Source organism: Rhodococcus sp. LMD, from assembly GCF_056108245.1.
Map to the genome: position 1 here is coordinate 1,721,516 of NZ_CM148557.1, position 11,640 is coordinate 1,733,155.

Here is an 11,640-nt window from a genome sequence, read left to right on the forward strand (position 1 = left end):
GTGCCCGACGCTGGCAACGAACTCCTCCGCCTGATTCGCCGAGCACCCAGCGTTCTCCATCAGCCATGCGGCGAACTCCGGTGCCAGTGCGCGGTACTGCTCGCTCGGTGTGCCCGCCGGGCGACGGCGCGCGGCCAACGATACGACATTGTCGGGCAGCGGTTTATGAGGAGAGGAGCCGCGACTCGACCCTGAGCGCTTGCGGGACATGGGCCTCCGACCTCGGTGGTCACGGAACAGTTCCCGCAGATGCTACCGGCTCGCCGCCGACGGATGCTCACGCGGCGAGCGGGTGGTCGGGTGCGTCGACGCGACGGCACGGGCACCGTACGGCGCGGCCGTGCGGGTCGTCGGGTAGCCAGCCGTACTCGTCGCACCGGCCGCATCGGGGCGGCAGGGGAGGCCGTGGCTGGGGGAGCGATTGCCACAGCGGGATCCACGCGTGCGCGAAGCGCGTCGGATTGCCCGGACGGTGCGCCGATCGTGCCGCCGCGACCAGGGGCGGGATTCCATGGGAGTCGATCAGCGCGACGATCTGGGAGCGGGCGGCGGCGGGCAGGTAGTCGAACGTCGCGGTCAGGCCGGCGGCGCGGCATGCGGTCGCCAGCTCGCTGATCTGCGTCTTCTGCGGAATGCTGCTCACCCCTTGTTGCTGCGCGGGTGGCACCGTCGGCTCGGTGGCTGGCGAGGGGTTTGTTTCAGTCTCTTGGTCCTCAGTACTTTGTTCAGCGCCGGGCTCTCCGGTGTCCGGCTCGCCGGGGCTCGGATTTCCAGGCCCCGGCTGGGGCCGGACCGGTACCTCGTAGACGGTCTGGACGGTGATCCACTGGCCGTGCTCGTTCTGGCGACGCTCGGTGACGAGGTGACCGCGCGCAGCCAGCTCCCGCATCGCGGACCGGATGGCGTCGCGACCCTCGGTCGGTGATTCCGCGGCGATAGCGTCGGAGCGGATGCGCCAGTCGGCCGGCTTCGACAGCAGCCAGATCAAGACCGCCCGGGCGCGGAAGGAGAGGTCCTTGTTGCCGATCGTCTCGTTGCGGACGACGGTGTAGTTGCTCGTCGGGCGCGGCGCGCGGCGCACGCCTCCGACGCGGGTATCCTTACCCACGTTCGACTCCTATTCAGTCGGACATCCGGCCCGTCGGGAGTTGCCGCTCCTGGCGGGCCTTCTTCAGTTGTGACCCTCGCGGGCGCGGGGGATGACACATGGTGGCATCGTGCTGCCGACGCGTCAATCGATTCGGTGCGCTGGCGTGGAATACGTTGTGAGCCAGCGACCGTCGATACGTCGGCGTGTCGTGCTCACCGATACCCGGTCGCGTCCGCGGGCAGACCGCGATCTTGAACCTCCACCATGTATCGCCAGCAGTCGGGCTGCGACCCGTCGACGTCGGTGAAGCCGTACTCGCGCGCCAACCCGCCCGATGAGAACGACCCGCCGTTGCGGCGATGCACGTCCGGATCCGCGGCCAGCGCCGCGACCGCTCGGCCGACGAACCGCGGCGACTCGGAGATCGCGACGAAGTGCTCCTCGGTGGCGTCGCGCCAGTTCTCCTCCGTGACCCCGAAGTGCTCGAGCATCATCTCCGACCGCATCCACCCGGGCGTCAGCGCGACGGCCGTGCACCTGTGTGGCGCGAGCTCCTTCGCCTGGGAAAACGCAAGCCGGAGCATCGCCGACTTGACCAGGTCGTAGAACACCGAGAGTCGAAAGTTCCTCGCGTTGTACTCGGCTGTGCCGTCGGTCATCTCGACGACGAGCCCGCCAGGGTTCCGGATCAGCAGCGGCAGCGCGAAGTGGCTGGTGATCAGGTGCGTGTCGACCGAGAGATGCACCATCCGCAGTCCGCCCGCGAGGTCGTGTTCCCACAGCGGAGTCTCCCACTCGATGAGCTTCTCGCCGCCCCAGATGTCATTGACGAGGACGTCGAGGCGGCCGTGCTCGTCGTCGATGCGCTGCACCAGCCGACGCACCTGCTCGGGATCGAGGTGGTCGACGGCGACAGGAATGCCGACCCCGCCCGCAGCCGTCACCAGCTCGGCGGTCTCCTCGATGGTCTCCGGCCGGTCGTACTCCGAGCGGCGCTCGCGGGTGCTGCGGCCGGTGCAGTAGACCGTCGCGCCGGCCTCGCCGAGAGCGATTGCAGTCCCACGCCCGGCGCCGCGGGTGGCGCCGGCGACCAGGGCGATCTCCTTCAAGTGGCTCATGAGGAACGAGTATTCAATCGCGGCGATGGCCGAGTTGCCATTATGAATCATTTCGATCGAGGCGGAGGTCGGGTTGATCCGGCCGGATCCGGATCCGGTGGTTCTTCAGACCACGAAGATCTCCCATCCCAGACTTTCGTGCGGTCGAGTTCGTCGACGATCAGCTGTACTTGTCCGTCGGTGGTGTCGTCGGCCTCGAGCCCCCCATACGCCCGTATGCGGTCGAGTGCGGGTGTGCAGTTCAGCTCGGTCAACTGCTCGGCGTTCATCCCGTCGACCACGAACGTGCGGTCCTGACGGCTCAGGCTCTCCCACGACGACGGCGATGGCGAAGGCGATGGCGAAGGCGGCATCGACGAGAGGTTGCCCGATCGCTAGGGAACCTGAGGCTGCTCAACCACACCTCGGCGGTCCGCCGGACGGTGTGGCGTTGCCGCCACCACGTGAGCCGCGAAGCGATCCAGCGACGGGCAGTTAAGGGAACAAGCACGCCGACGCCGGGATGAGGGATGGCTCAGGCTCGACGCGAAGAAGAACAGGGCGACGACGAGGCCGAAGACGGAGAGGTGGCGCCGGCTGGGCCTGTCTTCGACCGGTGGTGTCCGGCCTGACCAAGTTCCGTGCTCACTGGGCATCCCTAACCCGCTCAGCGACCCGCCGTGAGACGAGCAGGGCCACCCAAGGACGGTATCGAGCTAGTGGCGCATACTAATGATTCCGACGATGTTTGTTCGTAACTCTAACGGCCCGTCGGTCGATACGTCTGTGTGTCCGTCTCGGACGGACGAGTACCTGGAACAAGGAGGCAAGTGGTGTCGAACATGAACGTGCAGGTCGAACAGGCTGCATTAGCGCCGTTCTACCTGGTGTTCGACGTGTCGGGCTCGATGGTGGACGAGATGGTTGCTCTCAACCAAGCACTCCGTGACTTGAAGAACGAGATGCTGAAGAGCCCGATCCTGGCCGACATCGCCCGTGTCTCCCTGATCAGTTTCAGTGACCACGCACGCGTGGTCATTCCGATGATGGATCTTGCCCAGGACACGCTGATCGGAAACGGCGACGTCCTGCATGTGGAAGGTCTGACCTCCTATGCCGCAGCCTTCCGGACTCTGAAGGAACAGATTCAGCGGGATCTCCCGGTGTTGAAGACCGAGTCCGGCGGCGCCGTCTATCGGCCCATGGTGTTCTTCGTGACGGACGGTCACCCGTCCGACAGCGACGGTGAATGGCGGCGGGCGTTGCAGGAGCTCACGACCGCCAAACCGTTTCCGAACATCATTCCCTTCGGGTTCGGCGATGCGAACGGCGAGATCCTGAAGGAGATCACGTTCCCGAAGAAGCGAGGGGAGAGTTACTACTTCATCGCCCGCCAGGGATTGGGGCGCGCCGAAGCCATGGCTGCGATCGCCAAGATCGTCGTTCAGTCGGTCGTGAGTTCGACGCAGTCGGCGGCAGACGGAATGCCGCGCGTGAGCTTGGAGAAGGCAGGAACAGAGCACGTTCTCCAGCAGGCTCCCGCCTGGGACATGGTGTGAGCGAGGTGCTGCGAGGGGACTTGGAACAGCAAGGAACTCTCGACGTCGAGCACCCCGAGCCGTACACAGTCGGTGACCCGGGACGGGCATACACCGAACTCGGAGGTGGGATGCCGTTTCGCACGGCGATGCCACCGGACTCGATGTGCGACGCGTTCGACTGTTTCGGGTGGTCACTCAGAGCGGCGTCGGTACGCGGACTCATGCACCGAAGCGACGGATCGCCCCGTCAGGACGCGTACGCGGTGCGGTATTCGCCGGAGACGGATCGATTTGCTGTCGCCGTATGTGACGGCGTCGGTAGCGCACCGCAGTCCCACATCGCTGCGGAGGCAGCCGCGAACTGTCTGGTCGATCGCGCAATCGATGCCGCAACGTCGAGCGACGACGACGGGTGGACCGAGACGTTCCAGGCTGCATCCGAGGCGGTCACAGTTGCCGCGGAGAACCTCGGGGTGTCGGATTCGTCAGTGGCCGGGGTCCGTGAAGTCATGGCAACGACCGCGATCCTCGTCGTGGTGGACAGGGTGTCGGCTTCGGGCTCGTGGACGGTGCGCTACGCGGGTATCGGAGACAGCTCGTTGTGGCTGACGGACGTATCCACAGACGACGAGACGGCGTGGATTCCCGTCCTCGGAGGCAAGGCCGCTGCCGAGGACATCGCGACCAACCGGACGTCGGCTCTGCCGTTGCGCGACCGGACATCTGTGCGGCCGGGGCAGTTCACCCTGCTCGAGGGCCAGCTGCTCCTCGCATGCACGGATGGAGTCGGTGATGCGTTCGGGGCGGGAGACGGGGAAGTTGCCCGGACTCTCAAGCGGTCGTGGATGAAACCTCCCACCGCATTGAACTTCGCAGCTCAGGTGTCCTTCGGAAGGAGGAGACTTCTCGATGACCGGACCGGTGTCGCACTCTGGGCTCCCACACGCTAGGAAGACCGGCCTCAGCTCACGATTGCGGGATATCACGAGAGGCACCTTCTTCGACTCGGAAAAGGCATGCGTTGTCGTGGTGGCATGCATTCCGGTTCTGGCGATGGGTGCGGTCGCGGGAATTCTCTGGCGACCCCTGGCAGTGATCGGATTGCTCTGGGGCGCCTACCTGTTTCGGATCTTTCATCGAGAGGTCCAGTCGGCCGTTGCAGTGATGAAGCGTGACGTCGAACGATTCCGAGGTGAGCGCCGCGGGTACGTTCTGCTGGTCTGGATACTGGCAGTGGCGATGTCGATCCCGCTGACGCAGGTGTTCTTCGCAAACGACCTGAGAGCAATGGCGGCACCGACCATTGCAGCAGTGGAAGCGGACACGAGCAAGATGGCCACAGCCATCCCGAAGGCGATCTACGGCGCGGCGCCGAGTTCGCCTTCGTACAGCCCTTGCGAGACGGTCCACCGCTTCACCACCGCTTCTGTTGCGTGGCCGTGTTACTCGGCTATCGGTTATCTACGTCTCTGGCAGATGTCGTCGGCTATCGCCATGATGGCCTGCATATCGCTGTTGGTCGTCGGATTCCCCTCGGCACTGCTATGGCACGTCAGATCTCGGCGATGAGTCGAAGCGCACTGTGCCCACGACCGACCACTCGTACCTGAAGGTTCGAGAAGCAATCTCGTTGTTCTGAACGGAAATCGAATGAGTCCTTTCTCCCGGTTCCTCGCCCGACTTGCCGGCGCGCGAATCGATGTCTTGCGGCAGCTGCCGGGACAGATTCCCAAGCAAGCGGCGATGGGTGCTGTCCTGCTGACAACCGCGTTCTTTGCGGCGATCTCGGCTGCGTACGCCCTCTACATCACCGGCGTCACAGAGGGATGGCTCCTCGCTCTCGTCGCTGGACTGGTGTGGGGCCTCGCGATTCTCAATCTCGACCGGATGCTTGTTCTCGGGCTTTCTCAGGAACGAAGCCTGAAGAAGCTGTTGATGTTGGCCGTGCCCCGCGTGGTGCTGGCCGTCATCATCGGCGTCGTCATTTCGACTCCGCTGATGCTCAAGGTGTTCGAATCCGAGATCGAGGCCCAGCTGAACCGGAACATCCTCGCGGCGCAGGAACAACTTCGATCCGACCTGAACAACTCCACCGCCTCGGCAGATCTTACGGCCGCAGAAACAGAGCTGGCGGATCTTCGTGCCTTGATCAATGCCGGTCCCACTGCGGACCCAGCGGCCAACCCGAAGGTTCAAGCCGTGCAGACCGAGATCGACGCACTGAACGAGCGGGCGGCCGAGCAGAAGGCCGAGTACGACCGACTCCAAGCCCTGGCCATCGCTGAAGAAGAAGGCAGCGGTGGAACCGGCATCGCCGGCTGTGCCGCGATGTGTGTGGAGAAGAAGCGTCTCGCGAACGAAGCCAAGGCGCGCTGGGACGCGACACTCCGTGAGGTCGAGGCCAAGGAAGGAGAGAAGGCGCGACTGGCGGCTGAACTCGAGGGGACTCTTCTGGAGGAAAGCGAACGGCGCATCGCAGACGCTCAGGTCGAGCTTCCTATCGTCGAGCAGACGGTCGCCCAGCTTCGTGAGCAGATCTCGTCGGCTCAGGACACCAGCTATCAGTTGGAGCAAGCGAACCAGGGCATCATCGCTCGTCTCAAGGCATTGAACGACCTCTCGGCAGGAGACGGCACGGCGGCTGCGGCACGCTATGCAGTGGCCGCGCTGTTCATGTGTCTCGAACTGCTCCCTGTGATCTTCAAGGTGCTCACCAACTTGGGCAGGCCGACCGCCTACGACGACGTTCTGACCAAGACAGAGGACGTCGAGGTGGCGGCTGCGACAGCCGACATCGACGCCAGACGTGACCGGGAAAAGCTGCGCACGGATGCCCAAATGGAGGCAGAGAAAGACCGTATCGACAAGCAACAAGCAGCGGTCTTGAAAATCAACGATGCCGTGGTCGCCCACCAGGTCGACGTGATCGATGCTGCGCTGGAGCGTTGGACCGACCACGCGAAGGCAACCGCGTCGGAGCGGCTGAACAGTTGGGCCGCGACACTCGGTGGGACCGGAACCGTGGGTATGCCGCCGGCGGGTATGCCCCCGCGGCCGACTGCCGCGTCGATCTCCCTCGACAAGAGTGGGTCCGGGAACGGCGAGTACGGACGGCCCGCACCTCGAGGCGGCACCGCAACCAGGACATTGGTGGATCCGTTACCCGACCCGAGCAGGATCTGAAAGGCGTAGCACGTGTCCGACCAGTCCTTCGACATCGATGTCGATCCGCTGCTGCGTACCGATCTCGTCCTCGATCTACCAGGTGACAACTGGAACCCCTCCGTTGTCGTTCCGGCGTTGACCGCATTGTCCGACCGCATGCTGTCCCAACCGCATCTCGACGGCGTCTTCCGTCTCGTAGTCCTGCGAGGCGGGAAACTTGTGTTCGACAGTTCCTTCCAGCCATTGGAGGTCGGCTCTGGTCCTGAGGCGATCTTGCGGGGAACGATTCCGCGCAGCGGTCCGATCGGCTCGAGCGAGTCGCATGCGGGGATGACCTTGATGGTTGCGGCGGCCGGAGCGATAGAGCAGGAGAGGATCCGACGGTCTCCGTGGCCGGTTCTCCTCTGGCTTGTCGGAGCGGACGCGAACGAGGTCTACTTTCGAGTACACCGAGAGCACAAACCCCTGCGGACCGTTGCGGATCCCGCGGACGCGTCCGGCCGGCTCACTCTCGTATGTAGCCGGTTCTTGGATGAGGTCGCGACCGCGGATCAACCCGACGTGACCCGATGGATCGACAACCGCGTAAGTCCGATAACCGAGGGAATGGGCAATGCGGCCGGGTGAATCCAGTGAGTCCCTCGGTACGAGGATCCGGAGGAGGGGTGATTCGTGCCGATCGACAGAGCGAACCTGACGGTTCACCGGGAACTCGGTTCGGGAGGATTCGGCACGGTCTACAAGGTCGATACCCCCAATTCCCTCTTCTCGGAACCGACATGCGCATTCAAGGAGTTCAAGACCCCGGGGCATGCCGAGATCCAGAACTTGAGTGTGCTCATCGCACACAGAGCGTCGATGCCGCAGGAGGACCGCGAAGTCCTCGACCGGTTCACGACGTGGCCACGCGAGGTCGTGACGAAGGGTCGTGACGTCGTCGGCTTCTTGATGCGCATGGTCCCGCAGGACTTCATGGAAGCCTCGATCTCGCAGGTCGAACGAACGACGTCGGTCATGCGAAGCATCGACTGGCTGGCGAACCCGGTACATGCCAGGAAGTCCGGAGCATCCCTCGTCGTCGAGGCCGGCGATGTCCGTACTCGGCTTCGATACTGCGCGTGGCTCGCTCGCGCCTTCCACCTTCTCCACCGGAACGGGATGGTCTACGGGGACCTCAGCCTGACGAACGTGCTGTACAGCGAGTCGCGTGACAGTCCCATCATGCTGATCGACACGGATCCCGTCCGGGTCGAGTCGAAATCTCCGCCGCTGGCGCAGGCGACTTCCCCCGGGATGCGTCCGCCCGAGGCAAGGGGAGCGAATGCAACGCGCGAGCAGGACGTCGAGACGGATCGGTTCAAGCTTGCCGTGTTGCTGTACAACGTGCTCGGCGCGTCTATGCGCATCGATCCGAAGCTGACCGCGGTGCAGGGCAAGATCGACTCCGCTGGTGTGCAAATGTTCGCGGCGGCACTGGGCAGCGATCGAGAGCGCCGACCTTCGGCCGAAGATTGGTACCGGTACTTCTACGGTCGCTACACCGCACTCATCGAGTTTCCGAAGGTCGCCGGTTTGCGAGTGGAGCCCGGCCACGGACTCGCTGGCCAGTCGGTCACCGTTCGATGGCAGGTCCAGGGCCACGAAGCACTCGTCCTGCACACGCCATGGGGCACGGTACACGACCTGGGGGTCAGTGCTCCCGATTCGCTCCAGGTGACTCTCCAGAGTTCCGGACAGTTCAGACTCGTCGCGACGAACTCGAACGGTTCGACGGAGATGCTCAGCGATGTAGTGCACGTCTTCACGCCACCCCGTATCAACTTCGTGAATGTGCCTGCACTGCAGGATGCCAGTCGAGTTGTGACGGGGATGGACATCGAGCCTTTGAGTCGACTGCTCGAACCCGAGCGGGATGTCGAGTGGGTCGACGACCTGTTGCGCCAGGTATCCCCTCCGCAAATTCCGGAGGTGGTGGGCGATGCGTCACTCCAAGTGCCCGATCTCGGGTCGATGCTGCTCTCAGCAGGCGGTCTGTCAGGTGCGCTGACGGATGCGCTGAACATGGCGGAGCGAGAAGTTGGAGGCGAACCGGTGCGTAGGTCCTCGACCCTGGACATCATTCGCTTCCTCTGGACGCCTCGGTAAGTCCCGCTGTAGCCGAACGGGTTCGGCTACAGCGGGAACGAGTACGGACGGTCGACCCGACGGGACGGACGCCTTGCCGTATTGGCCTGCCATAGGAGGGCAGCTTCGCGACGCGCCGCGCTTCCTGGCGAACTGCCGACCGTCTGGTGTCAGAAGCTGCTACTTACTACCCGCCGTCCAACGCATTCCCCACTTGTACGCCTTGTCGAGATGGGACTGGTCACCCTTGATGTAGCGGACTTCGCGCTTGACGTCAATCTCGCCGTTCTTGCTTTCCAGCAACGCAATCGCGCACATGGGCGCACGATTGTCGCCGGAATCGAGACGGACCTCGATCTCGGAACCAGAGGTTCGGTAGAGCGTGACCACACCGTCCGCGGCAGCCCAGTTCGGTACGCCCTCATAGATGTACGCAAAGATGAGAATGCGTTTGAAGATCGACGGGTTGGACAGGTCGATGTAGAGGTTCTCGCCGCCCGCTACGGATCCCGTTCGGTCGTCCCCGTCGAGTTCGATGTACGGGTAGCTGTACCGCGATCCGAACGCTTCACCGAGGGCCTGGATGACGCCCTTGCTTCCGTCGGCCATCTCGTACAGGCAGCCGAGATCGAGGTCGATGCTGTTGCTGCCGGCAAGACGACCCAGGAACCCCTTACCGGAGCCTCTGGTGGTCCAGTTCAGGTTCACTCGCATGACCCCCTGCTCCTCGCCGACCTTCACGAGGCTCACCGAGGGGGTGCTCTTGTCGAGAGTGATCTTGGAGAGGGTGACTGGCGGCGCTACCGGTGTCGACACGGGTGGACGGGACGGCGGAACTCCGCGGCGTTCCGTTGACGGATTGGGTGACGGTGCTGCCGGAGGAGTAGGTGTCGGCGCCGGTGGTGCCGGCTGGGTGACGTCCACACCGTAATTCGTGGCGAGCGCCGAAAGTCCGGTGTTCCATCCCTGCGAGACGTTGCGCACCTTCCACGTCCCGTTACGACGATAGACCTCCATCAGAATCGCTGCCCGCTCGGAACTCAATCCGCTTGCGGGTGCCTGAACAACCAGGCCGGTCGGTTGTTCGAGGGTGACGCCGAGACCGGGGACTGTTGCCAGGCTTCCGCTCACGCTCTCGTCCAGGGCCACCGCGATGGACAGAGTGTGGATGTGTGCGGGGATGAGATTCAGGTCCAACGAGATTCGATCCGCACCCATAAGCCGGACAGCGCCTTCGGGAGACTTGGGTTGGTTGAAGAAGATGAAATCGTCGTCGTTCCGTACACGCTGGTCCACCGTCAACTGGAAGGCCATCAGGTCGACTGTGCCCTGGCGTGCGCCGGACACGGACAATGTCGCGGTGCCGTCGTGGATAACTGTGTTCGCTCCGGGGGGAAGTGTAGGCATGGCGTGTCCGGCCTTACGGCCGACTCCTTTCGGCGGAGATGCGTGTGGGCAGCCGGGAATGCCGGCTGCCCACACGTCGAACTGATCAGGCGTTGACGGTTACCGACTCGGGCCGCGGATCTTCGTCCGCGTCCGCGTCAGCCTCGTCATTGGGGTTGTTCTTGTTCCGGATGATGCTGGTGGCGAGGGCCGCGAGGATCAGGAACACGCCGGTCAGGCCGGTGACGATCTCGCTGACATGGTGGCCGATCGAGTACAGCAGGATCAGCGCCAGAGCACCGATCGCCCAGTGAGCCCCGTGCTCGAGGTAGACGTACTCGGCGAGCGTGCCCTTCCGGACCAGGTAGACGGTGATCGACCGCACGAACATCGCGCCGATGAAGCCGAGGCCGAGAGCGATGATGATCGGGTCGGACGTGACAGCGAATGCGCCGATCACGCCGTCGAAGGAGAACGACGCATCCAGCACCTCGAGGTAGAGGAACAGGAAGAAGCCGGCCTTGCCGGTTGCCTTCGCGAGGTCGGTGGGGCCACCGGACGATTCTTCGCCCTCGTCATCGACGTTGAACAGCTCGCCGAGACCGTTGACGAGGATGTAGGTGATCATGCCGAGCGTGCCGGCGATCATCACCGTCGACGACTTACCTTCGGGTGCGAGGAACACCGCGGTGAGGACGAGAAGCCCGGACGCGACAACCACCGAGAGCTGGTCGAGCTTGCCGATCCGCTCCAGCGGACGCTCGAGCCAGGACAGCCAGGTGATCTCCTTCTCTTCGAAGATGAAGCCCAAGAAGAGCATCAGGAGGAACATGCCACCGAACGAGGCGATCTGCGGGTGCGCGTCGGTGATGAGGGTCTCGTAGCTTGCGCGACCGTCGGGGAAGTAGGCCGCACCATCGGCCGGCGGATTGAGCGCCAGGTCCAATGCCGCGACCGGGCCGAGGCCGGAAGCTGCCCAGACGATGATGAGCGGGAACACGAGGCGCATGCCGAAGACGGCGATCAGGATGCCGATCGTAAGGAAGATCTTCTGCCAGAACTCGCTCATCCTCCGTAGCACGGTCGCGTTGATGACCGCGTTGTCGAACGAGAGTGAAACCTCGAGTACACCGAGGATGGCTGCGAGCAGCAGGGCCTGAGGACCGCCGTAGAGGAAGGCGACGACCAGGGCGACAACAGTGACGGCGAAAGATGCGCCGAATATGCGCATAACCAC

The 11,640-nt window shown here is 63.9% G+C and carries 11 protein-coding genes and 1 pseudogene; 6 read left to right on the top strand and 6 right to left on the bottom strand.

Translation table 11 applies throughout. From position 1 onward, the window contains the following. Positions 1–277: 277 nt before the first annotated feature. From ACWPQI_RS08050 to ACWPQI_RS08060, 3 genes are all read right to left on the bottom strand, one after another. Positions 278–1,081: a replication protein gene (locus ACWPQI_RS08050; RefSeq protein ID WP_474738841.1), complete on the bottom strand. Its 804-nt coding sequence runs from the start codon at positions 1,079–1,081 to the stop codon at positions 278–280. A 221-nt stretch (positions 1,082–1,302) separates the two neighbouring features. Further along, positions 1,303–2,208, bottom strand: a complete 906-nt coding sequence (locus tag ACWPQI_RS08055) for an SDR family oxidoreductase (RefSeq protein WP_474738727.1) — start codon at positions 2,206–2,208, stop codon at positions 1,303–1,305. 47 nt (positions 2,209–2,255) lie between these two features. Next, entirely contained in the window at positions 2,256–2,561 is a 306-nt protein-coding gene (locus ACWPQI_RS08060) for a hypothetical protein (RefSeq protein ID WP_474738728.1), read from the bottom strand. A gap of 468 nt (positions 2,562–3,029) precedes the next feature. On the opposite strand from ACWPQI_RS08060, the gene ACWPQI_RS08065 reads away from it, so the two are divergent. The 6 genes from ACWPQI_RS08065 to ACWPQI_RS08090 all read left to right on the top strand — a co-directional run bounded on the left by ACWPQI_RS08065 (position 3,030) and on the right by ACWPQI_RS08090 (position 9,038). Continuing rightward, complete coding sequence (locus ACWPQI_RS08065) at positions 3,030–3,746, top strand: vWA domain-containing protein (RefSeq protein ID WP_474738842.1); 717 nt, start codon at positions 3,030–3,032, stop codon at positions 3,744–3,746. Next, positions 3,743–4,678: a protein phosphatase 2C domain-containing protein gene (locus tag ACWPQI_RS08070; RefSeq protein WP_139278868.1), complete on the top strand. Its 936-nt coding sequence runs from the start codon at positions 3,743–3,745 to the stop codon at positions 4,676–4,678. The genes ACWPQI_RS08065 and ACWPQI_RS08070 overlap by 4 nt, the downstream gene beginning before the upstream one ends. Further along, complete coding sequence (locus ACWPQI_RS08075) at positions 4,638–5,297, top strand: hypothetical protein (RefSeq protein WP_474738729.1); 660 nt, start codon at positions 4,638–4,640, stop codon at positions 5,295–5,297. Before ACWPQI_RS08070 ends, ACWPQI_RS08075 begins: the two co-directional genes overlap by 41 nt. Before the next feature lie 81 nt (positions 5,298–5,378). Beyond that, positions 5,379–6,911 carry a DUF4407 domain-containing protein gene (locus tag ACWPQI_RS08080; protein WP_474738730.1) on the top strand — a complete coding sequence of 511 codons (1,533 nt, stop codon included), beginning with the start codon at positions 5,379–5,381 and terminating at the stop codon, positions 6,909–6,911. Positions 6,912–6,923: 12 nt separating this feature from the next. Continuing rightward, positions 6,924–7,520, top strand: coding sequence for a hypothetical protein (locus ACWPQI_RS08085; protein WP_474738731.1), 597 nt, complete (start codon positions 6,924–6,926; stop codon positions 7,518–7,520). Positions 7,521–7,565: 45 nt separating this feature from the next. Beyond that, the gene (locus tag ACWPQI_RS08090; protein ID WP_474738732.1) at positions 7,566–9,038 is read left to right on the top strand and encodes a hypothetical protein; all 1,473 of its coding nucleotides are present in this window, start codon (positions 7,566–7,568) and stop codon (positions 9,036–9,038) included. A 159-nt stretch (positions 9,039–9,197) separates the two neighbouring features. Here the strand turns inward: ACWPQI_RS08090 and ACWPQI_RS08095 are convergent, their stop codons facing one another. The 3 genes and pseudogenes from ACWPQI_RS08095 to ACWPQI_RS08105 form a co-directional block, all read right to left on the bottom strand. Then, positions 9,198–9,833, bottom strand: a complete 636-nt coding sequence (locus ACWPQI_RS08095; RefSeq protein ID WP_474738843.1) for a TerD family protein — start codon at positions 9,831–9,833, stop codon at positions 9,198–9,200. A gap of 171 nt (positions 9,834–10,004) precedes the next feature. Beyond that, positions 10,005–10,424: pseudogene (locus ACWPQI_RS08100) on the bottom strand (TerD family protein); the annotation flags it as partial. Positions 10,425–10,509: 85 nt separating this feature from the next. Then, complete coding sequence (locus ACWPQI_RS08105) at positions 10,510–11,640, bottom strand: DUF475 domain-containing protein (RefSeq protein WP_140188468.1); 1,131 nt, start codon at positions 11,638–11,640, stop codon at positions 10,510–10,512.

Coding starts and splice junctions, on each gene's coding strand:
- ACWPQI_RS08060 (WP_474738728.1), bottom strand. CDS start 2,561: ATGCCGCCTTCGCCATCGCCTTCGCCATCGCCGTCGTCGTGGGAGAGC.
- ACWPQI_RS08055 (WP_474738727.1), bottom strand. CDS start 2,208: ATGAGCCACTTGAAGGAGATCGCCCTGGTCGCCGGCGCCACCCGCGGC.
- ACWPQI_RS08065 (WP_474738842.1), top strand. CDS start 3,030: ATGAACGTGCAGGTCGAACAGGCTGCATTAGCGCCGTTCTACCTGGTG.
- ACWPQI_RS08080 (WP_474738730.1), top strand. CDS start 5,379: ATGAGTCCTTTCTCCCGGTTCCTCGCCCGACTTGCCGGCGCGCGAATC.
- ACWPQI_RS08075 (WP_474738729.1), top strand. CDS start 4,638: ATGACCGGACCGGTGTCGCACTCTGGGCTCCCACACGCTAGGAAGACC.